Annotated in this window: 19 protein-coding genes and 1 pseudogene; 15 read left to right on the plus strand and 5 right to left on the minus strand. The window is 60.7% G+C overall.

Features of this window, described 5'->3' with window-relative positions:
* Positions 1-305 precede the first annotated feature (305 nt).
* Positions 306-1,184: a LysR family transcriptional regulator gene (locus RLEG4DRAFT_RS17065; protein WP_003578525.1), complete on the minus strand. Its 879-nt coding sequence runs from the start codon at positions 1,182-1,184 to the stop codon at positions 306-308.
* Between the two features lie 94 nt (positions 1,185-1,278).
* Here RLEG4DRAFT_RS17065 and RLEG4DRAFT_RS17070 point away from each other — a divergent pair, with 94 nt between their 5' ends.
* Positions 1,279-1,509 carry a DUF1127 domain-containing protein gene (locus tag RLEG4DRAFT_RS17070; protein WP_003578526.1) on the plus strand — a complete coding sequence of 77 codons (231 nt, stop codon included), beginning with the start codon at positions 1,279-1,281 and terminating at the stop codon, positions 1,507-1,509.
* Positions 1,510-1,607: 98 nt separating this feature from the next.
* Positions 1,608-2,432: an enoyl-CoA hydratase gene (locus RLEG4DRAFT_RS17075; RefSeq protein ID WP_003578527.1), complete on the plus strand. Its 825-nt coding sequence runs from the start codon at positions 1,608-1,610 to the stop codon at positions 2,430-2,432.
* Here the strand turns inward: RLEG4DRAFT_RS17075 and RLEG4DRAFT_RS17080 are convergent, their stop codons facing one another.
* Entirely contained in the window at positions 2,433-3,269 is an 837-nt protein-coding gene (locus RLEG4DRAFT_RS17080) for an EamA family transporter (protein ID WP_003578528.1), read from the minus strand.
* A 471-nt stretch (positions 3,270-3,740) separates the two neighbouring features.
* Complete coding sequence (locus RLEG4DRAFT_RS17085) at positions 3,741-4,064, minus strand: hypothetical protein (protein WP_003578529.1); 324 nt, start codon at positions 4,062-4,064, stop codon at positions 3,741-3,743.
* 120 nt (positions 4,065-4,184) lie between these two features.
* Between RLEG4DRAFT_RS17085 and RLEG4DRAFT_RS17090 the strand changes: the two genes are divergently transcribed.
* The 10 genes and pseudogenes from RLEG4DRAFT_RS17090 to pstB all read left to right on the plus strand — a co-directional run bounded on the left by RLEG4DRAFT_RS17090 (position 4,185) and on the right by pstB (position 13,905).
* On the plus strand, positions 4,185-4,616 hold the full coding sequence (locus tag RLEG4DRAFT_RS17090; RefSeq protein WP_003578530.1) for a CoA-binding protein: 432 nt from the start codon (positions 4,185-4,187) through the stop codon (positions 4,614-4,616).
* Between the two features lie 154 nt (positions 4,617-4,770).
* On the plus strand, positions 4,771-6,054 hold the full coding sequence (locus RLEG4DRAFT_RS17095) for an O-acetylhomoserine aminocarboxypropyltransferase (protein WP_003578533.1): 1,284 nt from the start codon (positions 4,771-4,773) through the stop codon (positions 6,052-6,054).
* 71 nt (positions 6,055-6,125) lie between these two features.
* On the plus strand, positions 6,126-6,860 hold the full coding sequence (locus RLEG4DRAFT_RS17100; RefSeq protein WP_003578535.1) for a phosphotransferase enzyme family protein: 735 nt from the start codon (positions 6,126-6,128) through the stop codon (positions 6,858-6,860).
* Positions 6,861-7,033: 173 nt separating this feature from the next.
* On the plus strand, positions 7,034-7,378 hold the full coding sequence (locus RLEG4DRAFT_RS17105; protein WP_003578536.1) for a cupin domain-containing protein: 345 nt from the start codon (positions 7,034-7,036) through the stop codon (positions 7,376-7,378).
* Positions 7,379-7,612: 234 nt separating this feature from the next.
* The gene (locus tag RLEG4DRAFT_RS17110; RefSeq protein ID WP_003578538.1) at positions 7,613-9,739 is read left to right on the plus strand and encodes a bifunctional diguanylate cyclase/phosphodiesterase; all 2,127 of its coding nucleotides are present in this window, start codon (positions 7,613-7,615) and stop codon (positions 9,737-9,739) included.
* Positions 9,740-9,850: 111 nt separating this feature from the next.
* Positions 9,851-10,039, plus strand: a complete 189-nt coding sequence (locus tag RLEG4DRAFT_RS40195; RefSeq protein ID WP_125869636.1) for a hypothetical protein — start codon at positions 9,851-9,853, stop codon at positions 10,037-10,039.
* 116 nt (positions 10,040-10,155) lie between these two features.
* Positions 10,156-11,178 (plus strand): phosphate ABC transporter substrate-binding protein PstS, encoded by a 1,023-nt coding sequence (pstS, locus tag RLEG4DRAFT_RS17115; protein ID WP_003578539.1) that lies wholly within the window; start codon positions 10,156-10,158, stop codon positions 11,176-11,178.
* A gap of 86 nt (positions 11,179-11,264) precedes the next feature.
* A pseudogene (gene pstC, locus RLEG4DRAFT_RS17120) lies at positions 11,265-12,240 on the plus strand (phosphate ABC transporter permease subunit PstC).
* 1 nt (position 12,241) lies between these two features.
* Positions 12,242-13,099: a phosphate ABC transporter permease PstA gene (gene pstA, locus RLEG4DRAFT_RS17125; RefSeq protein ID WP_003578543.1), complete on the plus strand. Its 858-nt coding sequence runs from the start codon at positions 12,242-12,244 to the stop codon at positions 13,097-13,099.
* Positions 13,099-13,905: a phosphate ABC transporter ATP-binding protein PstB gene (pstB, locus tag RLEG4DRAFT_RS17130; RefSeq protein WP_003578544.1), complete on the plus strand. Its 807-nt coding sequence runs from the start codon at positions 13,099-13,101 to the stop codon at positions 13,903-13,905. Before pstA ends, pstB begins: the two co-directional genes overlap by 1 nt.
* A gap of 15 nt (positions 13,906-13,920) precedes the next feature.
* Here the strand turns inward: pstB and RLEG4DRAFT_RS17135 are convergent, their stop codons facing one another.
* A complete protein-coding gene (locus tag RLEG4DRAFT_RS17135) occupies positions 13,921-15,165 on the minus strand; it encodes a cytochrome P450 (protein WP_037093809.1) in 1,245 nt (414 codons plus the stop codon).
* Positions 15,166-15,317: 152 nt separating this feature from the next.
* Positions 15,318-16,571 (minus strand): sensor domain-containing diguanylate cyclase, encoded by a 1,254-nt coding sequence (locus tag RLEG4DRAFT_RS17140; RefSeq protein ID WP_003578548.1) that lies wholly within the window; start codon positions 16,569-16,571, stop codon positions 15,318-15,320.
* A 403-nt stretch (positions 16,572-16,974) separates the two neighbouring features.
* Between RLEG4DRAFT_RS17140 and clpP the strand changes: the two genes are divergently transcribed.
* The 3 genes from clpP (at position 16,975) to lon (ending at position 22,023) form a co-directional block, all read left to right on the plus strand.
* Positions 16,975-17,604: an ATP-dependent Clp endopeptidase proteolytic subunit ClpP gene (gene clpP, locus RLEG4DRAFT_RS17145; RefSeq protein ID WP_003573944.1), complete on the plus strand. Its 630-nt coding sequence runs from the start codon at positions 16,975-16,977 to the stop codon at positions 17,602-17,604.
* 302 nt (positions 17,605-17,906) lie between these two features.
* Positions 17,907-19,184, plus strand: coding sequence for an ATP-dependent Clp protease ATP-binding subunit ClpX (clpX, locus tag RLEG4DRAFT_RS17150; protein ID WP_003573940.1), 1,278 nt, complete (start codon positions 17,907-17,909; stop codon positions 19,182-19,184).
* Positions 19,185-19,605: 421 nt separating this feature from the next.
* On the plus strand, positions 19,606-22,023 hold the full coding sequence (lon, locus tag RLEG4DRAFT_RS17155) for an endopeptidase La (RefSeq protein ID WP_003578550.1): 2,418 nt from the start codon (positions 19,606-19,608) through the stop codon (positions 22,021-22,023).
* Positions 22,024-22,103 lie beyond the last annotated feature (80 nt).

The following is a 22,103-nucleotide window of genomic DNA, read 5'->3' on the forward strand; positions in this document are numbered from 1 at the left end:
TTGGCCCGAGGGCTTGAAGGGCGTTTCTTGTTGCTTGGATTGGCAGGCTTGCGGCATGCCAAAAAGAAAGCAGCCCGGACAGGCTGCGTTCTGGCGCGGTGTATAAAGGCAATGTGACATGGGGTCAACATCGACTTCTCCGGTGTTGTGAAAAAATAATAAGCAAAAACAATGCGTTATATGTAAGGTATTATAATACCTCATATTTGTTGGCTGGAAGCCGGTGTATTGGACCTTTTCGCGTCGGCGGTGGCGGGCTTGAACCTGCGGGACTTGAAAGAGCATGCCACAGTCGAAAGCAGCCGCTAGCCCTCGAACGCGCGCAGGCATTTCATCATTTCGCGAAGGCCGCGTGTCAAATGTTTGTCCCGGCGCAGAACGATGCCCAGGCGGCGGGTGAGCTTGGGCTGCAGCGACGATGTCGTCACGAGGCTGGCGCGCTCGCGCTTCACAGCCAGCCCCGGCAGGATCGACCAGCCGAGGCCGACGGCCACCAGCTCCTTGATCGCCTCGATGCTGCCGAACTCCATTGCCGGCCGGATCCTGCTGTCCGGTGCGGCCAGCCATGCGTCGATTGCCCGTCGCGTATTGCCGCCCTCATAAAGCAGCAATGTCCTGTCGCGCATGAAGGCGGCGTCCGGTCCGCCGTCGGGCATGCGGCTGCCGGCGGGCGCAACGGCCAGCAATTCCTCCTCGTAGAACGGTTCGATCTCGAAGTTGCGGCCCAAGGCCGGCAGGGCAACGACGGCGATATCGAGGCTATTGGCCTCCAGATCGCGCAAGATGTCGTCGGCATTGCCGATATGGACGGTGATTTCGAGGCCCGGCATCGATTTGCGGGCGGCGGCGATGGCCCGAGGAAGCAGGTGGATCGACGCGGTGCCGCCACTGCCGATGCGCACGCGGCCGCTGGCGCCATCCCTATGGGGTATCATCGCTTCCTCAGCGGCGGCCGCGTCCTGCAGCAGGCGTCTTGCATGCGTGAGCAGGTCGAGGCCTGCCGCGGTCGGCTGCGCCCGCCGTCCGACGCGCTCGATCAACCGGACGCCGAGCCGCTGTTCGAGCCCCTTGACCTGCAGGCTGACGGCCGGCTGCGTCAGTCCTTCCTTGTCGGCGGCCGCTGTAAAACTTCCGAGATCGGCGACGTTGACGAAGGTTGCGAGCTGATCGAGGTTAAGTGCCATACCAAAGGAATCCTTATACTCCGCATAATATCCATAAGCTTCCTTCGCGGCATTCGCCAGTGCATCCTTTATTCATGGAAGCAAGGAAGACGAGATGGCCCTGCATTTGAGCGAGAGACTCGAGACGCCGCGTGATATCGTTCGATCGAAATTTCGCGCAACGGCGCGCTGGGGCCGGCGGCTGCTGGCCATCATCGAACATCGCCTGGAAAAGCGCCGCAGCCGCCGCACCCTGTGCGAACTCACCGACGACGAGCTTCGCGATGTCGGCCTGACCCGTGCGCAGGCGAGGGCAGAGACAGCAAAGTCCTGGTTCTGGTCGTAACGGCTGCGGTCCTGTGCGGAAAGCGCTGATCCTGCTCGAAATTGCCGGCGCCTTGTGGCAATACCTCAGTCTGGAAATCGAGCGCAGGGAGCAGCATCATGGCCGAAATCGTATCCTTCCCGGACGCAGGCAGGGCAGAAGCGCTGCTGGTCCGCTCTCTGCGGGACGGGGTGTTGCGGCTCGTGCTCAACAACCCGCCGGCCAATGCGCTCTCTATCGCGCTTCTCGAAGCGCTGATGGCCGAACTTGAGAAGGCCGGTTCGGACGTGGATGTGCGCGTCGTCGTCATCGCCTCCACCGGCAATGTGTTTTCCGCCGGCCATGATCTGAAAGAACTCACCGCCCATCGCGCCGATGAAGATCAGGGAGCCAGTTTCTTCGAGAAGGCCTTCCGGCTCTGCGCCGAACTGATGCTGAAGATCGCGCATCTACCGAAGCCCATCATCGCCGAGGTCGACGGGCTGGCGACGGCGGCCGGCTGCCAGCTCGTCGCCTCCTGCGATTTGGCGATCTGCACGGATACGTCGACATTCTGCACCCCGGGCGTCAATATCGGCCTGTTCTGTTCGACGCCGATGGTGGCGGTTTCCCGGGCCGCACATCGCAAGCAGGCAATGGAGATGCTCTTGACCGGCGAGACGATCGACGCCTCCACAGCCAAGGATTTCGGTCTCGTCAATCGTATCGTGCCAAAGCAGTATCTGGCGCAGGTCGTTTCCAAATACGCCGGCGTGATCGCCAGCAAATCGCCGCTGATCCTGAAGATCGGCAAGGAAGCTTTCTACCGGCAGCTCGAGCTGCCGGTCGAGGCAGCCTATGACTATGCCGCCAAAGTGATGGTCGAAAACATGCTGACGCAGGATGCGAAGGAAGGAATCGGCACCTTCCTCGGCAAGCGCAAGCCGGAATGGAGCGGTGAGTAGTTACGCCAGTTTCAGAATCAGCCCGCCGATCGCAATGACGACGCCGGCGACGTAGCGCCAGACGCTGGCTTTTTCCTTGAAGACGGTGATGGAGATCACCAGCGCAAAAAGGATCGCGGTTTCGCGCAGCGCTGCAACGGTCGCGACCGGGGCTTTCGTCATCGCCCAGAGCGCCAGCCCGTAGGAAGCGATCGAACCGGCGCCGCCGATGAGGCCGCGCCACCAGTTGCGACGGACGTGACGCGCGACGGCGACAGCGCCGCGCTGGGAGGTTGCCCAGGAAAATAGCAGCACCGGCGGCAGCAGCGACATCCACAGCGTATAGGAAACCGCGTTGCCGGACAGGCGTGCGCCGATGCCGTCGACATAGGTGTAGCTGGCAATGACGCAGGCATTGACAAGCGAAAGCATGACGGCATGGCTGCTGCCGCGCCGCGCCTCCAGCGCGAGTGTCAGGACGCCGGCGCAGATCGTCATCGTGCCGGCAAGGGCGCCGCCGGACAGATTTTCCCTGAGGATGAAGCCGCTTGTCGCGGCGATCAGCAACGGCGCGCAGCCGCGCATCAGCGGATAAACGAGGCCGATATCGCCGGCCCGGTAGGCAGCGGCGACCAGCTGGAAATAGGCGAATTGCAGGATGGCCGAGACGCCGATGAACGGCCAGGACGCGCTGTGCGGCAACGGCAGAAATGCCAGGAACGGCAGCGCCGAAACCGCGCCGCCGGCTGAGATCAGCGCCGCATCGAGGGATTTGTCGCTGCCGGCCTTGACGAAGGCGTTCCATATCGCATGCAGCAATGCGCCGAAGAGAACGAGCAGAATGACGTCGAGAGGCAAGGGGGTAATCCGCAAACAGGTGGGAAAGAGGTGCTTCGCCCCGGCGGGGCAAACTCCCGAAAAGACAACTGGCATTTGCACGAAAATGAACGGGAGGCCGTCCCGGATGCGTTGCTCTATCGAATACCATCCTTTCAATATGCGGACAATGTTGGATTGCCACCGCAATTTTTACGTGCGCGCGATATACGTTCAATCCACGCTATGCTTTCAACTATGAGATGTTTCTAATTTACGTGAGAACGAGAAGGGGATTTATCACGAACAAAAGGAGAAAATGCCGATCGGAATTCCGAGGCGGATTATTCTATGATGCTGAAATATAGATATTATTCTATAACTTTGACATAGGGGAAATTCAAAGCTGCTGGTTGTCTTCTCTTAAATAAATCGCAGCGCGCGATTGAGTTCAACCCTCTCGCAACCGCGAAAGGCGTGGCGGTTCGACATAGGATGTGATGGTGAAAAAGATCAAAGCTGATAATGCGGAATGAACAGCATCCCGTCAAGGTTGTCGATGTTCTGGCAGTTCAGGACCGGGCAGCGGGGAGTGTCTTTCGAAGGGATGTGCGTCCATTCCGCATAATCGGTGGCATCGCAATAATTGCTGTTGCGGACATAACGATCGTAAAGCGGTAAGCCACGGGGTGACTGGTAGCGGAAGATCACGGCTCCCTGATTGTGGATGGCAGCGCGCACGCTGGCGCAACTCATGGTCAACGGATTGTAGCGCGAGATCGCCAGCGCCGGCGATGCGGCAAGCACGATCGTGAGGGCAAGAGCGATTTTTTTCATCGAAGCATCCTCGTGGAGTGTCCAATTCATATATAACAGGAAGTTGTGCAGCCGGTTGCACGCAAAAACAAAAAAACATGCCGGCCGCGCCGAGAGGCATTCGGGAGTGGAGAAGCAGACATGAATCATCACGATAGCTACACGGATGACTACATCGCCGGAATCCTGCATTCGGTAAAAACCATCGCGCTGACCGGCGCTTCGCCCAATCCGGCGCGGCCGAGCAATGGCGTCATGGGTTATCTCTTATCGCGCGGCTACGAGGTCATTCCCGTCAACCCGGGGCAGGCGGGCAAACAGATCCAAGGCCGCACCGTGTATGCCCGGCTCGCCGACATTCCCGTGCCGATCGACATGGTCGATGTCTTCCGCGCCGCGGAATATCTGGATGGGGTGGTCGACGAGGCGCTGGCGCTGAGTCCGCTGCCGAAGGTTATCTGGGCCCAGCTCGGCGTGCGTGACGACGCGGCAGCCGCAAAGGCGGAGGCCGCCGGCATTAAGGTGGTGATGAACCGCTGCCCGGCAATCGAATATCCCCGTCTCATTGCCTAACTTCGTTGCCTGCTCATTGCCCGCTCTCATTGCTTGAGTTGCTGTCGCCTGAGACGGATTTTCCACCGAACGCCCATGGGTTGAAACGGATCGCGATTAACTTTCGTAAGCGACAGGCTATGATCCTGCCCGTCAGCAACAACTGGAGGACGACATGGCCAAGAATGATCCGGGATTCAATACGTTGGCGATCCATGCCGGCGCCCAGCCCGACCCGGCGACCGGCGCGCGGGTCACGCCGATCTACCAGACGACCGCTTTCGTCTTCAATGATTCCGATCATGCCGCCGCCCTCTTCGGCCTGCAGGCCTTCGGCAACATCTACACCCGCATCATGAACCCGACGCAGGCCGTGCTCGAGGAGCGTGTCGCAGCGCTCGAAGGCGGCACGGCGGCGCTTGCCGTCGCCTCCGGCCATGCGGCGCAGATGATCGTCTTCCACACCATCATGCGCCCCGGCGAAAATTTCATCGCCGCCAACAGGCTCTATGGCGGCTCGATCAACCAGTTTGGTCACGCCTTCGAGAATTTCGGCTGGCAGGTGCGCTGGGCCGATCCCGCCGATCCGACAAGCTTCGAAAGCCAGATCGACGACAAGACACGCGGCATCTTCATCGAAAGCCTGGCCAATCCCGGCGGCACCTTCGTCGATATCGCCGCCATTGCCGATGTCGCCCATCGCAACGGCCTGCCGCTGATCGTCGACAATACGATGGCAACCCCCTATCTCATCCGCCCGATTGAGCACGGCGCTGATATCGTCGTGCATTCGCTGACGAAGTTTCTCGGCGGCCACGGCAATTCCATGGGCGGCCTGATCGTCGATGGCGGCACGTTCGACTGGTCGAAGTCAGGCAATTACCCGATGTTGTCGAGCCCGCGGCCGGAATATAACGGCATGGTCCTGCACGCCACCTTCGGCAATTTCGCCTTCGCGATCGCCGCCCGCGTGCTCGGCTTGCGCGATCTTGGCCCGGCGATCTCGCCCTTCAACGCCTTCCTGATCCTGACCGGCATCGAGACGCTGCCGCTGCGCATGCAGCGCCACAGCGACAATGCGATCGCCGTCGCAAAATGGCTGAAGGCGCACAGCAAGATCGCCTGGGTGAATTATGCCGGCCTCGACGACGACCCGAACCATGCCCTGCAGCAGCGCTACTCGCCGAAGGGTGCCGGCTCCGTCTTCACCTTCGGCGTGAAGGGCGGCTATGAGGCTGGCAAGACGCTGGTCGAGGGGCTGGAGCTCTTCTCCCATCTTGCCAATATCGGCGACACCCGTTCGCTCGTCATTCATCCAGCCTCGACGACGCACCGGCAACTGACCGACGACCAGAAGACCGCCGCCGGCGCCGGCCCCGACGTGGTCCGCCTTTCCGTCGGCATCGAGGACGTCAAGGACATCATCGCCGATCTCGAACAGGCACTCTCGAAGATCTGAAGGGCTGATTCCACGTAAACTTTCTCAATTTTTTCCGTCAATTTAATCATGGCGGCCAAGGGGTATCGCCAATGGGGTGGGAAGCGCTCGGGCATTGGGGTGAGGACGCGGTTCGCATCGAACCACTGACTGGTGGAGTTGCGAACGACGTTTGGAGCGTTCGCGTCCACGGGCAGGTCGCAGTCGGTCGCCTCGGCTCCAGGGCGGACGCTGATCTCGTATGGGAAACTGAGCTCCTCCAACACCTCGACCGCGAAGGTATGACCGTTCCAGTGCCGATCCCGACGACTGACGGCCGGCTGTTCGTGGAAGGCCTGGTGGTGATGAAATACATGGAAGGTGGATCGCCCGAAACGGGGGCCGACTGGCGTCGCGTGGCCGACACACTCCGCGAGCTTCATCGGTTGACGCAGGGCTGGCCGCAGCGCCCAGCCTGGCGATCATCGACCGATCTCCTGCATGCCGAAACCGGAACAAGGATCAACCTCGCCGCGATGCCGCCTGAGGGCGTTATTCGATGTCGAGCTGCGTGGGCGCGGCTGATCGGGCGTCAGACATGCGTTGTCCACGGCAACCCAAGCAACCCCGGCAACATCCGTATGACAGCAGATCGGGTCGCATTGATCGACTGGGATGAGGCACACGTCGACGTCCCCGACCTTGACCTAGTCCTGCCCGACAACGCTGCCGACCTCGACGATGGCGCGCATGATATCGCCGCACAAGCGTCAGCTGCATGGGAAGCTGCCGTCTGCTGGCAGGACGAGTACGCAGTCAGGCGGCTTGCAGAAGTTCGGGCGATCTGAGCACTTTCGGCAGATCAACGGGGCCTGATCCATACGAGAACCTCCGGCTACCGCATTGGGGCCATTTGCCGTCAGGAGGCGTGTGAGACACGGTTCTGGTCTCGGGGAAATCAAACGCGCACGATCAAAACTTTTATTGCGAACGATAATTCAGAGAGGTCTATGACGCGACCATGACAAATTTCATCACCTTCAGCATCGATGGCATCGAGGCCGAGGTCGGCGCCCCGGAGCCTGCCCGGATCATCTCCGGCGATCCGCAGGTCCGCACCTGGAATCTGGAGGAGGCTGCAGGCGGCGTCTATTCCGGCATCTGGGAGGCGACGCCTGGCAAGTGGCGGATCGTTTATGAGGAATGGGAATATTTCAGCCTGCTCTCCGGCCATTCGATCGTCACCGAGGACGGAGGCGAGCCGGTTCATCTGAAGGCGGGCGACCGGATGATCTTGAGACCCGGCTTCAAGGGAACCTGGGAAGTCGTTGAAACGACTCGCAAGGACTATGTGATCAAGGTTTAAGCCGCGCCGGCAAACCGGCGCCGACGATAGTGGACCTGTCCCGATTTGCGGCGATTGCGCCCTGTCTTTCGGCGAACGGCTGCGCCTCTTTCCCGGATAGAACGCTTTTAACCAATTCCATTAATCGCCCCTACATCGTCAAAATGCTATATCTTATCGGCAGCGCATAGCGGACATGATGTCTCCTGCCGTCTCACAGACATGGCCTTGCAATTAATCATTTGCGGAATTTGCATGTCGTCGAATCTTGCAGGTAGGCACGTTCGCACTCAAACCTCTTCCATCATCGCGACAACGGTCTGTTTTCTTGTCGTCGCCCTTATCCTGACCGGCCTGATGGCACATGTCGTCGTCACGATGACCCGGTCGGCGAATGAGATCGATGATGCCCGGGCGACGCGCGCCGCCCGCGCGGCGATCGGAGCCTTTGTGGCTCGCCTGAGCGGGACGACGACGGACAATGCCATATGGGACGATGCCTATAGCGCGACCTCATCGCCGACCGCCGCGGATTGGGCCTATGAAAACTGGGGAAAGACCAGCGCGGATTACGCGCTTTATGACGGCGCCATCGTGATCGGCCCTGACCAGTCTTCGATCGTTTCCGCATATGCCAAAGGCAAGCCCTTCGAGCCAAGCACCTTTTTCGGAGAAGGCTTTTATCGGCAGACCAGAGCAGCTGCCGATCCGGCGCGGGCGCCGGTGGTCAATTTCATCAAGACTGAAAGCGGCATCGCCCTGCTCGCATCGCAGGCGATCCAGCCCTTCGAAGCCTCCGGCGAGCTTCCGAAGCTCAGCGTGTTGAGCTTCTACAAGGAATTTGGTCCTGCTGTTCTCGATACGCTCTCGAACGAACACGAACTCGAAGGTTTGCGCCTTGAGACGAAGCCCAGGCCGGATTTTCTAAATGCGCCGATCACGGACATGAAAGGGGCCGTCATCGGCTACCTCATCTGGCCGAGCAAAGCGCCGGGAAGCACCGTGTTTCAGGAGGTCACGCCCTATATCGCGGCCTCTGTCGCTATCCTTTCGCTGTTTCTGATCGGCGTTCTCCTGGTCGGGGCGTCCGAGGCGCGGCGCCTGCGCCAATTGGCGCAAGCAGCCCTTTTCGAAGCCGGCCATGACAGCCTGAGCGGACTGTTGAACCGGCATGGGCTTCTCGGCCTGCTGGCAGAGGTGGAGAGTTCGGGCTCTTCGCCACCCCGGCTCTATCTGGTCGATCTTGATGGCTTCAAGGCCGTCAACGATGCCTGGGGGCATGCGGTCGGGGATGATCTGATCCGACTGGTCTCGAAGGCGCTGATGGCCTGTCACCCCGAAATTCTGGCCGCAGCCAGGCTGGGGGGCGATGAATTTGCGCTGGTGCATGTCGGATCTGCCACATGCGAAGAGATGGAACGGACCATTCTGGCGCTGTTTGCCGAGCCCTTCAAAATCGACGGACGAACAATCGAAGTCGGAGCAAGCATCGGCGCTGCGGCGCGAGACGCAGACATCGAGCCGCTGGAACTTCTCCGCAGAGCGGATATGGCGCTCTATAGTGCCAAGGCTAACGGCCGAGGCCAGGCAATCGAATACGACCCCGAGCTGGACGAGGAACGCCAGCGGGTCGCCGAACTGGAAGGTTTGTTGAAGGGCGCTATCAAGAGCGGCGCAATCGAAGCGGTTTTCCAGCCTCTCGTCTCGGCCACAACGGGTGCCGTTACTGGTCTGGAAGCGCTGGCGCGCTGGCGTACCGCAACGGGAAACATCAGCCCGGAGGTTTTCATCCCTCTCGCCGAGAGGTGCGGCCTCATCGATGCGCTTGGCGTTCATATGCTGAGAACATCGATCGAGCATGCCAAGAACTGGCCCGATCTGGCATTGTCGGTGAATGTTTCACCGGTCCAGCTCTGCAATCCCGAATTTGCCGCTGAGGTGACCGCGGTCCTGCAGGAACTCGATTTCGATCCGAAGCGCCTGACCTTGGAGATCACCGAAGGCGTCCTGATGACAAATCCGGATCAGGCCCGGCGCTCGATCGACCAGCTCAAGCGCGTCGGCATCAAGTTCGCGCTCGACGATTTCGGCTGCGGCTACGCCAGCATTGGCGCATTGCGGCAGTTCGGGTTCGATCGCATGAAGATCGATCGCTCGCTTGTCTCAGCTCTCGATGAAGGCGCCAACGGCGCCGATGTCCTCCGGGCGACCATTTCCCTGGCGACCGCCCTGCAGATTCCCGTGACCGCCGAAGGCATCGAGACGAGCCGCCAGGCGGCGATCTTGCGGGAGGCCGGCTGCGATCAGCTTCAAGGCTATCTGATTGGAAGGCCGATGTCGGCACGCGATATATCCAGCACGCTGGAAGAGTCAGCCGCATGATGCCGTCATAGCCGGTGTTGCAGCAGAGCGGTGACCGCCTAACGTTAAGCTTGGATTCACCCTCGCTGCCGGTCCTTACCGTCGCCGGGTTCACCCGGATAGCCGCGGCGCATGAAAAGCTGGAAAACGACATTTCCAGGCATAGCTGCGGCAATGCACCACAGCGATGCGTCAATCTATCCCGATGTTTTTGCTAAGGCTTTGTTTCCTCCCGCATTCAACGGAAAGACGCCAAGCGCAGTATTCGATGCATGGCCGCGCATTCGGTTTCAACGGCCAAAAGCCGTCATCAAACTGTAATAATACGCGCCTAGCCCGCCTGATGTGACGGGACATTCAGCGCCCCAGACAATGGACACCCCCGCCATGGCGCTGGTCTCGTCATCCTGTCCATCCATCAGGGAAGCGAACCCCATATGTTCACTAAAAAACTCCTCTCGGCCTGCCTCGGTGCGGGCCTCGCTGCCGCTCTGGCGGTTTCGGCGTCTGCCGCCGATATCACCGGCGCCGGCTCCACCTTCGTCTATCCGGTTCTGTCCAAGTGGTCCGCCGACTACAACAAGCAGACCGGTGACAAGTTGAACTATCAGTCGATCGGTTCGGGCGGCGGTATCGCCCAGATCAAGGCTGCAACGGTCGATTTCGGCGCATCGGATAAGCCGCTCGAGCCCAAGGAACTCACCGATGGTGGTTTCGGCCAGTTCCCGCTCGTCGTCGGCGGCATCGTCCCCGTCATCAACGTCAAGGGCATCAAGTCGGGCGAACTGAAGCTGACCGGCAAGGTTCTTGCCGACATCTATCTCGGCAACGTCACCAAATGGAACGACAAGGCGATTGCCGATCTAAACCCCGGCCTGAAACTGCCTGACAGCCAGATCGCCGTCGTCCACCGCTCGGACGGTTCGGGCACCTCCTTCAACTGGACCAACTACTTCTCCAAGGTCAACGAAGACTGGAAGAGCAAGGTCGGCGAAGGCACCGCCGTCAACTGGCCGGTCGGCATCGGCGGCAAGGGCAACGAAGGCGTTGCCGCTTACGTCACCCGCGTGAAGGATTCGATCGGCTACGTCGAATATGCCTACGCCCTGCAGAACAAGCTGCCCTACGTTCTGATCCAGAACGCCGCCGGGCAGTATCCGAAGCCGAATGCCGAAAGCTTCTCGGCCGCTGCTGCCAGCGCCGAATGGACCAAGGCGCAGGACTTCTACCTGATCATGACCAACGCTCCGGGCGAAAAGGCCTGGCCGGTGACCGCTACGACCTGGGCGATCATGTACAAGGAGCCGAAGGATGCAGCCCGCTCCAAGGCTGCCTTCGCCTTCTTCAAATGGGCGCTCGAAAACGGCCAGAAGGAAGCCTCTTCCCTCGATTACGTTCCGCTTCCGGAAACCGTTGTGAAGCAGATCGAAGACTACTGGACGGCCTCGTTCAAGGGCTGATTCCTGCAAGACGTGCAGTCGGGACGGAAGGCGAGCTTTCCGTCCCGACTGCCTTTGACACCCCTCGAAGCAGTCGAGCATTTGATATGAGCGAAGCATCGGCATCGCTGCCCGCCTCCGGGTCGGGCGTGAAGCGCCGCGACGGCGCGACCGGCGATCGTATTTTCTATTGGATCGTTTTGGGCTGCGGCCTGTTTGTTCTGGCGGCATTGCTGGCCGCGGCGGTCTCCATGGCCATGAGCGGGTTTCAGGCGTTCCGGACCTTCGGCCTCGGTTTCCTCACAGGCACGGAATGGGATCCGGTTGCCGGGAAGTTCGCCGGGCTTGTGCCGATCTACGGCACGCTGGTCACCTCGGCGCTCGCCATGATCATCGGCGTACCCGTCAGCCTCGGTATTGCGGTATTCATAACCGAAGTTGCGCCGCGCTCCATTCGCGGGCCGATCGGCGGCGGCGTCGAGTTGCTCGCCGGCATCCCCTCGATCATCTACGGCATGTGGGGTCTCTTCACCTTCGCACCCTTCATGTCGGATTACGTCCAGCCGGTGTTGATCGACTGGCTGGGACCGATCCCGGTGATCGGCGCGCTGTTTTCAGGCGCGCCGCTCGGCATCGGCATGCTGACGTCGGGCATCGTGTTGGCGATCATGATCATCCCCTTCATCTCCTCGGTCATGCGCGACGTCTTCCTGGTCGTCCCCGCAGTTGAAGGAGTCGGCCTATGCGCTTGGTTCGACCAAGTGGGAAGTGGTGCGCGACATCGTCATCCCGCACACCCGCACCGCCGTCGTCGGCGGCATCTTCCTCGGTCTCGGCCGCGCGCTCGGCGAAACCATGGCGGTGACCTTCGTGCTCGGCAACACCCACAATATCGCGCTGTCGCTGATGGAGCCCGGCACCTCGATCGCCGCCACGCTCGCCAACGAGTTTGCCGAGGCTTCGGACGACCTCTACAGGTCGTCGCTGGCAGCCCTTGGTCTCATCCTTTTCGTCGTCACCTTCATCGTTCTAGCGGCCGCCAAGCTCATGCTGGTGCGCATGGCAAAGCAGAGAGGGGAGTAATATGGCCAGCTATTCCGGTTCCCTTTACCGCCGCCGCCAGATCGGCAGCGCGATTGCGCTGACGCTTTGCGGCCTTGCGACCGTGCTCGGCCTGGTTTTTCTGGTCTGGATCCTCTGGACGACGCTGATCCACGGCCTGTCGGCGCTCAGCCCCAGTCTCGTCACCGAAATGACGCCGCCGCCCGGCGACGACGGCGGCGGTCTCGCCAACGCCTTCATGGGCAGCCTGCTGATGGTCGTGCTGGCCGTCGTCATCGGCACGCTGATCGGCGTGCTGGCCGGCACCTATCTGTCGGAATTCGCTCGCGGCAAGAAGCTTGGCGAAGCAATCCGCTTCGTCAACGATATCTTGCTCTCGGCGCCGTCGATCATCATCGGCCTGTTCGTCTACGAACTGGTCGTCCGCCCGACGTCACGTTTCTCCGGCTTTGCCGGCGGCATCGCGCTTGCCTTCATCTTCCTGCCGGTCGTGGTGCGCACGACCGACGAGATGCTGCGGCTGGTTCCCGATGTCATGCGCGAGGCCGCATTGTCGCTCGGCATCCCGCGCTGGAAGGTAACGGTCAATGTGCTCTATCGCGCCGCCTCCACCGGCATTCTGACCGGTATCCTTCTGGCGATCGCCCGCATTTCGGGCGAAACCGCGCCGCTGCTCTTCACGGCTCTGAACAACCAGTATTGGAGCCTGGATATGTCGCAGCCGATGGCGAACATTCCCGTCGTCATCTTCCAGTTCGCTATGAGCCCCTATGAGCAATGGCAGAATCTCGCCTGGGCCGGCGCCTTCGTGATGACCGCCGTCGTTTTGATCCTGAGCGTCGTATCGCGCTCCGTCCTCAACCGAAAAGGTGGGAAATGATGCTTCAGTCCGCAGACACTTTCGATGCCAGCAAGCCGCAAAAACACCTGGCCAGAGACAAGATCGCGCTCGAGAAAGTCAATTTCTATTACGGCGACGCCCACGCCATCAAGGATGTGAGTCTGAACTTCCCCGAGCGTCAGGTCTCGGCCCTGATCGGTCCGTCCGGCTGCGGCAAGTCCACGCTGCTGCGCATCCTGAACCGCATCTACATGCTCTATCCGAAGATGCGCGCCACCGGCTCGATCAAACTCGACGGCAAGAACATCCTTGACCCCAGCTTTTCGATGAACGAGCTGCGTGCCCGCGTCGGCATGGTGTTCCAGAAGCCCGTGCCGTTTCCGATGTCGATCTACGACAACATCGCCTATGGCATTCGCCACCACGAGCGCCTCAGCAAGGCCGAGATGGACTTTCGCGTCGAGCAGGCGCTGCGTCAGGCCGCCCTCTGGGATGAGGTCAAGGACAAGCTGCAGGGCAGCGGCCTCGGTCTCTCAGGCGGTCAGCAGCAGCGTCTCTGCATCGCCCGCGGCGTAGCGCTGCGCCCGGAGGTTCTGCTTCTCGACGAGCCGACCTCGGCGCTCGATCCGATCTCGACCGCCAAGGTGGAAGAGCTGGTCGCGCAGCTGAAAGGCGAATTCACCATCGTCATCGTCACCCACAACATGCAGCAGGCAAGCCGCATCTCCGACAACACCGCCTTCATGTATCTCGGAGAGTTGGTGGAATACGGTCCAACCACGGAGATTTTCCAGTCGCCGAAGGTCAAGCGCACGGAAGATTACATCACCGGCCGTTACGGCTGATCTGTCAGGGCTGGATCACCACTGCAGATCCAGCCGGTCAAGCCCGTGGAAATGGTAGACATCCTTGACGACAGGCGTCTTCGCCAGCCTGAGGCCGGCAAGTCTTTCGAACAGGATCGGCAGCACGACATTGAGCTCCAGCCGTGCCAGCGGCGCGCCGATGCAGAAATGGATGCCGGCCCCGAAGGAGAGATTTGCCGCCTCGCTGCGGTCGGGCCGGAAGGTAAGGGGATCGGTGAATTTTGCCGGATCGAGATTGGCGGCGGCGAGGATGAGGCTAACCTTGTCGCCGCGCTGGAACGAGACGCCGTCGATTTCGGCGGGCTCGAGCGCCCAGCGCTGGAAGATGTGAACAGGCGCGCAGATGCGCAGGGTTTCCTCGACGGTGCGTGCCGTCGTCGCTTCGTCGCGGAAGAGTTCGGCCGGATCTGAGCCGCTGTCGAGGATGGTGCGCACGGAATTGCCGATCTGGTGCACGGTCGCTTCGTGCCCGGCGTTGAGCAGCACGATCGTCGTCGAGATCAGCTCTTCGTCCGTGAGATACTGGCCCTTGTGCTCGGTATGGATCATGTGGGTGAGCAGGTCGTCGCGCGGCGCGGCGCGGCGTTCCCTGATCACCGTCCTGACATAGTCGGAAAATTCCTTTGCCGCCCGCTCGGCCGCGTCCTCCTGCTCGCGCGTGCGGCCGAACATATACATGCGGACATAGGCGTGCGACCATGCTAGCAGCTGCGGCCCCATCTGCTCGGGAATGCCGATCATCCGGGCGATCATCGTCACCGGGATGATATCGGCAAAGGCCGAAATCAGCTCGACTTCACCCTTATCCGCGAAGCCGTCGATCAGCCGGTTGGCGAGTTCGGCAAGCTCGGGCTTCATCTTCTCGACATGGCGGGAGACGAAGGCGCGGTTGACGAGCGTACGCAGCCGTGTGTGCTCAGGCGGTTCGAGTTCGAGCAGGGAATAGCGTTCGGAGAGATCGAAACTGGCAAGATGCGGCACCGGCTCGGCAAGGCCGAGCTCCTCGCGGCTGGCGATATGCAGGATCTGCCGGCCGAAGCGGCGGTCGCGCAGCAGTCCGTTCACATGGTCGTAGCCGGTGAAGAACCACTGCTTCTGCTCGCTCCAGTAGAAGGTCGGGCAATGCGCGTGAAGTGCTGCATAGACCGCATTCGGGTTGCCGTAGAAGCCCGGATTGCGGGCGTCCAGCGAGACGTGGCGGCGGACAGGGTCGATCGAGAGAAAGGGCGGTATCATCATGCCTCGAGGCTTAGCGGATTTGCCGGGCCTCGAAAAGATGCGGGGGGCAGGGGCGTTCCAGAACGCGCGTCCCAGGCCGCTCCGATGGGTACGCCATCACTTCGAAACTTGCTTATAACCCCCGGAATCGATTCCGATTTTGGGAAAGCATGTCAACCGGCGCGCGACAGCGTGCCCATGCGCCGCAAGGCCTCGACCTGGTCGTCGACCGTCGGCACGAGTTCGCCGGCAGTGCTGCTCGGCGTGACTGGTGCCGGTGCTGCGGCTTCCGCTTCGCCGAAGGTGACTGTGCAGTTGCGCCCGGCGCCCTTCGCTGCATAGAGCGCCCGGTCGGCAGCCGAGATCAATTTGTCGATATTGGCTTCGATCGAGGAGGCGAGCGCGATGCCGATGCTGACGGTCGCCGGAACGATCGCTTCGCCGGTGCTGACGGGAAGACGGCAGAATTCGCTGCGGATCGCTTCGGCGATCGCCTCGGCTTCCGTCTGGTCGGCGACGGCGGCGAAGGCTGCGAATTCTTCCCCGCCCATGCGGCCGAAGATGTTGTTTGGAATATACTGGCGGGCCATGTGGGCGAAGGCGGTCAGCACCGCATCGCCGGACTGGTGGCCGAAGCGGTCGTTGACCCGCTTGAAATGGTCGAGGTCGAAAAGCATCACCGCGACCTGGCGCTGCTCGTCATGGGCTTTTTGCTGGATGGCGCCGAAATAGCCGAGCAGGCCGCGGCGGTTGAGTACGCCGGTCAGCGAATCGGTCAGGGTGAGGGCGCGCAGGTGCCGTTCGGAGCGCTCCATGATCAGCCGGCAGGTGAAGGCGAAGGCGATGGTCAGCAGAAAGGCGCTTGCCATGGCGGAGGCGCCGCCGAGATTGGTTGCCTCGACATCGCTCGGCACGGTCAGCGCCATGGTCAGCGCCGAGCCGAAGCACAGGCAGCCCTGGATGACGAACACGCCCATCAGCTTGACCCGGGTACGTTCGCGGCGCATGTCGCCGGCGGCAACGGCGAGCGCAAGCGCCGTCGCGCCCGTCGCCGAAGCGAGATTGTAGAGCACCACCCGGTTTGAATAATCGCTGTTGACCCAGGGCAGGAAGACCCCGGCCAGCCAGATCGCCGGCGGCAGCAGCGCCCACCATTCGATCTTCTTGCGGTCGAGCGCCAGGAAACCCGCCACCCAGGCGCTCTGGCCGAGCAGCGCGATGGCATTGCCGATCTCTATGGAGAGCAGGCTGGGAACTTGGGCGCGCATCGCGATCATCGCAAAGCCGATGCCGGTCAAAAGGAAGCCGAGGCCCCAATAGAGATAGGCTTCGTTCCGGACATTGTGGCGCCAGGCGACGAACAGCACCAAAGCGAGCGTCATGGCCTCGGAACACCAGATGGCGAGACCTGTAGCGATATTGAACACGGCAGCAACCCCTTGCCCGTCGGCCTTTCAGTCGGCCCCTGTTTGTAGGCCGTCATCCTTGCCGAGGAAGTTCGCCACTTCCTTAATGCTGCTGCGCTGCGGCATGGTTTTGGGCGGATATCTCCCGGTAGGCTTTCCGTCGGGTAAATGTGTGTGAGCACTCTCGAATGGAGTAAGCTTTCCTTCATCCTGTCATGCAGAAATCCCGGGGAACGCGGCGGCATGGGCTCGCCGTTAACAGGCGCTTGTTGGAAAGAGGCTACAGCCAAGCCCGCCTTGCCCGCCTTCTTAACGTTATCCTCATGCGTGTCTTGAAGAGGAGGGCCGGGACACTCTATGTAGGGATAAGACATTTTTCTTTGATTCCCGGCGCCGGCCGGCGAGACGTTGACAAAGGACGCACATGAGAAACCCAGTCGATACCGCAATGGCCCTCGTGCCGATGGTCGTGGAACAGACCAACCGCGGTGAACGCTCCTACGACATCTATTCCCGCCTGTTGAAGGAACGCATCATCTTCCTGACGGGTGCCGTCGAAGACCATATGGCGACGCTCGTCTGTGCCCAGCTTCTCTTCCTCGAGGCCGAAAACCCGAAGAAGGAGATCGCCCTCTACATCAATTCGCCGGGCGGCGTCGTCACCGCCGGCATGGCGATCTACGACACGATGCAGTTCATCAAGCCGGCGGTTTCGACGCTTTGCATCGGTCAGGCCGCATCCATGGGCTCGCTGCTGCTGGCCGCCGGCCACAAGGACATGCGCTTCGCGACGCCGAATTCCCGCATCATGGTGCATCAGCCCTCGGGCGGCTTCCAGGGGCAGGCTTCGGACATCGAGCGCCACGCCCGCGACATCCTCAAGATGAAGCGCCGCCTGAACGAAGTCTATGTCAAGCACACCGGCCGCACCTACGAGGAAGTTGAAAAGACCCTCGATCGTGACCATTTTATGGATGCGGACGAAGCCCAGGGCTGGGGCGTGATCGACAAGGTTCTGACGTCGCGCCTCGAAATGGAAGGCGAGCAGGCCTAGTAATTAATTGGGATGGTGTTTTCCTCGCCACAGTTCTATCTCATTTGTGATCGAACAAGGCTTTCAACTGGCGACGAAGACGCTAATAGTAACTATTAATGCTATGTTGAATTTTTATGACATAGCATTCGGCATTCGAAGGGGAATTCGTTGCCGCCGGAACCCGGACATGAATGGTTGGGCCCGGTTCGTACCCCCTGAAGCCCTTCTCGGCAAAGGCTCCGGAAACGGAGTGCCGCCAGGAGCTGATAGAGTGGACCGCGATTTCGCCTTGAAATGCGGCGTGCTGGAAGGAAAGTGATATGAGCAAGGTCAGCGGCAGCAACGGCGGCGACTCCAAGAACACTCTGTATTGTTCGTTCTGCGGAAAGAGCCAGCACGAAGTCCGGAAACTGATTGCCGGACCGACCGTCTTCATCTGCGATGAATGCGTCGAATTGTGCATGGACATCATCCGTGAGGAGAACAAGTCCTCGATGGTCAAGTCCCGCGACGGCGTTCCGACGCCCCAGGACATCATCAAGGTCCTCGACGAATACGTCATCGGCCAGCGGCAGGCGAAGAAGATCCTGTCGGTTGCCGTTCACAATCATTACAAGCGCCTGGCGCACGCCTCCAAGAACGGCGAAGTCGAATTGGCGAAGTCGAACATCATGCTCGTCGGCCCGACAGGCTGTGGCAAGACCTATCTTGCCCAGACGCTCGCCCGCATCATCGACGTTCCCTTCACCATGGCCGATGCGACGACGCTGACCGAGGCCGGCTATGTCGGCGAAGATGTCGAAAACATCATCCTGAAGCTGCTGCAGTCGGCTGACTACAATGTCGAGCGCGCCCAGCGCGGCATCGTCTACATCGATGAAGTCGACAAGATTTCGCGCAAGTCCGACAACCCGTCGATCACCCGCGACGTCTCGGGCGAGGGTGTGCAGCAGGCGCTGTTGAAGATCATGGAAGGCACGGTCGCTTCCGTTCCGCCGCAGGGCGGCCGCAAGCACCCGCAGCAGGAATTCCTGCAGGTCGACACGACCAACATCCTGTTCATCTGCGGCGGCGCCTTCGCCGGTCTCGACAAGATCATTTCGGCTCGCGGCGAGAAGACGTCGATCGGCTTCGGTGCCACGGTCAAGGCCCAGGACGACCGCCGCGTCGGCGAAGTCCTGCGCGAACTGGAGCCGGAAGACCTGGTCAAGTTCGGCCTCATCCCCGAGTTCATCGGCCGTCTGCCGGTTCTGGCGACGCTTGAGGACCTCGACGAGGATGCGCTGATCCAGATCCTGTCCGAGCCGAAGAATGCACTGATCAAGCAGTATCAGCGCCTGTTCGAGATGGAAGACGTCGAACTGACCTTCCACGAGGATGCCCTGCGCGAAATCGCCCGCAAGGCGATCGTCCGCAAGACCGGCGCCCGCGGTCTTCGCTCGATCATGGAAAAGATCCTGCTCGACACGATGTTCGAACTGCCGACGCTGGAAGGCGTTCGCGAAGTCGTCATCTCCGAGGAAGTGGTGCGCGGTTCGGCCCGTCCGCTTTACATCTATGCCGATCGTCAGGAAGAAAAGGCCAACGCTTCGGCGTAACCTTTGCGCTTTCGCACGATTATTTTGGGGGCTTGCCATCGGCAGGCCCCTTTCTATTTGAAAAACCATCCGAGGCACTGTTAGTATTTTGTCGGTGGGGACCGGAATTGACTTTGCCGATGTTTCGCAGGGCCGATGTTGCGTTAAGGAAGAGTGCTTGGCAATGTTGCCATGATTCCGTAAGCCTATTGTCGGCGCTTGTATTTTAGCCGGTTGGAAGTGGTAAGCGCCGGTCCAGCCACGCGCTTCATAGTGTTGGCGTTCCGTTGTAATAATGCTGTCACATCCGGGGAACGCGGGCGTTAGCGTGGCTTGAAAAGCGTAGTCAGAACCTCCACTTGTAGCAACAAGTGAGAGTGCCGGCCGGTCCCAAGCGGCCGTGCAGAGAGCCCGGCAACGGGACGATGGAAAGGACTTAAAAATGACGAAGAAAACGTCTGTAGCGAGCAGTACTGCCTACCCTGTTCTGCCTTTGCGCGACATCGTGGTTTTCCCGCATATGATCGTGCCGCTGTTCGTCGGACGGGAAAAGTCGATCCGTGCGCTCGAAGAGGTCATGGGTTCCGACAAGCAGATCATGCTGGTCACGCAGATCAACGCCAGTGACGACGATCCGGATCCCTCCGCGATCCACAAGGTCGGCACCGTGGCGAACGTATTGCAGCTGTTGAAGCTGCCTGATGGCACCGTCAAGGTTCTAGTCGAAGGCCGCGCCCGCGCCGAGATCGACACCTATACCAGCCGCGAGGATTTCTATGAGGCGCTCGGCCACGTGCTCGAGGAGCCGCATGACGATCCGGTCGAACTGGAAGCCTTGTCGCGTTCGGTCGTCTCCGAATTCGAAAGCTACGTGAAGCTCAACAAGAAGATTTCGCCGGAAGTGGTCGGTGCTGCCAGCCAGATCGACGACTATTCCAAGCTCGCCGATACGGTCGCCTCGCATCTGTCGATCAAGATCACCGAGAAGCAGGAGATGCTGGAAACCACCAGCGTCAAGGCCCGCCTCGAAAAGGCGCTCGGCTTCATGGAAGGCGAGATTTCGGTCCTGCAGGTCGAAAAGCGCATCCGCTCGCGCGTCAAGCGCCAGATGGAGAAGACCCAGCGCGAATATTACCTGAACGAGCAGATGAAGGCGATCCAGAAGGAACTCGGCGACGGCGAAGAAGGCCGTGACGAGATGAGCGAACTGGAAGAGCGCATCGCCAAGACCAAGCTGTCGAAGGAAGCCCGTGAAAAGGCCGATGCGGAGCTGAAAAAGCTGCGCCAGATGAGCCCGATGTCGGCTGAGGCCACCGTCGTGCGCAATTATCTGGATTGGCTGCTCGGTATCCCCTGGGGCAAGAAGTCGAAGATCAAGGCCGATCTCAACAATGCCGAGAAGATCCTCGAAGCCGATCACTTCGGTCTCGACAAGGTCAAGGAGCGCATCGTCGAATATCTGGCCGTGCAGGCCCGTGCCACCAAGATCAAGGGCCCGATTCTCTGCCTCGTCGGCCCTCCGGGTGTCGGCAAGACCTCGCTCGCCCAGTCGATCGCCAAGGCGACCGGCCGTGAGTATGTCCGTATGGCGCTGGGCGGCGTTCGTGACGAAGCCGAAATCCGCGGTCATCGCCGCACCTATATAGGCTCGATGCCCGGCAAGGTCATCCAGTCGATGAAGAAGGCGAAGAAGTCCAACCCGCTGTTCCTGCTCGACGAGATCGACAAGCTCGGCCAGGACTATCGTGGCGATCCGTCTTCGGCCTTGCTCGAGGTGCTCGATCCGGCACAGAACTCGACCTTCATGGACCACTACCTGGAAGTCGAATACGACCTGTCGGACGTGATGTTCATCACGACGGCGAATACGCTGAACATCCCGGCGCCGCTGATGGACCGCATGGAGATCATCCGTATCGCCGGCTACACCGAGGATGAAAAGCGCGAAATCGCCAAGCGGCACCTGCTGCCGAAGGCCATCAAGGAACATGCGTTGCAGCCGGAAGAATTCTCGGTCAGCGATGACGCCCTGATGGCGATCAGCCAGCAGTACACCCGGGAAGCCGGTGTGCGCAGCTTCGAACGCGAACTGATGAAGCTCGCCCGCAAGGCGGTCACCGAGATCATCAAGGGCAAGACGAAGTCCGTGCATGTGACGGCCGCCAACATCTCCGACTATCTGGGCGTTCCGCGCTTCCGCCATGGCGAAGCCGAGGGCGAGGATCAGGTCGGCGTTGTCACCGGTCTTGCCTGGACGGAAGTGGGCGGCGAACTGCTGACCATCGAAGGCGTGATGATGCCGGGCAAGGGCCGCATGACGGTCACCGGCAATCTGAAGGAAGTCATGAAGGAATCGATCTCGGCAGCGGCATCCTATGTCCGCTCGCGCGCTGTCGATTTCGGTATCGAGCCGCCGCGCTTCGACAAGAGCGACATCCACGTGCACGTGCCGGAAGGCGCAACCCCGAAGGATGGGCCGTCGGCCGGCGTCGCCATGGCGACCGCGATCGTCTCGATCATGACCGGTATTCCGGTGAACAGGCACGTGGCGATGACCGGTGAAATCACCCTTCGCGGCCGTGTGCTGCCGATCGGCGGTCTCAAGGAAAAGCTGCTCGCAGCGCTTCGCGGTGGCATCAAGAAGGTGCTGATTCCGGAGGAAAACGCCAAGGACCTGGCGGAGATTCCGGATAACGTGAAGAACAGCATGGAGATCATCCCGGTGTCCCGCATGGGCGAGGTGATCAAGCATGCGCTGATCCGGCGGCCGGAGCCGATTGAATGGGACGGCACGGTGGAAACGCCTGTCATCGCAACGGTCGAAGGCCTCGACGAGACGGGCGCAACCATAGCGCATTGAGCGGCCTCGGCCACATTTATGCCCCATTGGCTGAAAAGACGAAAAAAGGCTGGCGAAAACGCCAGCCTTTTTTGTGAAAA

The organism is Rhizobium leguminosarum bv. trifolii WSM2297 (genome assembly GCF_000271845.1).

Coding starts and splice junctions, on each gene's coding strand:
- RLEG4DRAFT_RS17065 (WP_003578525.1), bottom strand. CDS start 1,184: ATGGCACTTAACCTCGATCAGCTCGCAACCTTCGTCAACGTCGCCGAT.
- RLEG4DRAFT_RS17070 (WP_003578526.1), top strand. CDS start 1,279: ATGGCCCTGCATTTGAGCGAGAGACTCGAGACGCCGCGTGATATCGTT.
- RLEG4DRAFT_RS17075 (WP_003578527.1), top strand. CDS start 1,608: ATGGCCGAAATCGTATCCTTCCCGGACGCAGGCAGGGCAGAAGCGCTG.
- RLEG4DRAFT_RS17085 (WP_003578529.1), bottom strand. CDS start 4,064: ATGAAAAAAATCGCTCTTGCCCTCACGATCGTGCTTGCCGCATCGCCG.
- RLEG4DRAFT_RS17090 (WP_003578530.1), top strand. CDS start 4,185: ATGAATCATCACGATAGCTACACGGATGACTACATCGCCGGAATCCTG.
- RLEG4DRAFT_RS17095 (WP_003578533.1), top strand. CDS start 4,771: ATGGCCAAGAATGATCCGGGATTCAATACGTTGGCGATCCATGCCGGC.
- RLEG4DRAFT_RS17100 (WP_003578535.1), top strand. CDS start 6,126: ATGGGGTGGGAAGCGCTCGGGCATTGGGGTGAGGACGCGGTTCGCATC.
- RLEG4DRAFT_RS17105 (WP_003578536.1), top strand. CDS start 7,034: ATGACAAATTTCATCACCTTCAGCATCGATGGCATCGAGGCCGAGGTC.
- RLEG4DRAFT_RS17110 (WP_003578538.1), top strand. CDS start 7,613: ATGTCGTCGAATCTTGCAGGTAGGCACGTTCGCACTCAAACCTCTTCC.
- RLEG4DRAFT_RS40195 (WP_125869636.1), top strand. CDS start 9,851: ATGAAAAGCTGGAAAACGACATTTCCAGGCATAGCTGCGGCAATGCAC.
- pstS (WP_003578539.1), top strand. CDS start 10,156: ATGTTCACTAAAAAACTCCTCTCGGCCTGCCTCGGTGCGGGCCTCGCT.
- pstA (WP_003578543.1), top strand. CDS start 12,242: ATGGCCAGCTATTCCGGTTCCCTTTACCGCCGCCGCCAGATCGGCAGC.
- pstB (WP_003578544.1), top strand. CDS start 13,099: ATGCTTCAGTCCGCAGACACTTTCGATGCCAGCAAGCCGCAAAAACAC.
- RLEG4DRAFT_RS17135 (WP_037093809.1), bottom strand. CDS start 15,165: ATGATGATACCGCCCTTTCTCTCGATCGACCCTGTCCGCCGCCACGTC.
- clpP (WP_003573944.1), top strand. CDS start 16,975: ATGAGAAACCCAGTCGATACCGCAATGGCCCTCGTGCCGATGGTCGTG.
- clpX (WP_003573940.1), top strand. CDS start 17,907: ATGAGCAAGGTCAGCGGCAGCAACGGCGGCGACTCCAAGAACACTCTG.
- lon (WP_003578550.1), top strand. CDS start 19,606: ATGACGAAGAAAACGTCTGTAGCGAGCAGTACTGCCTACCCTGTTCTG.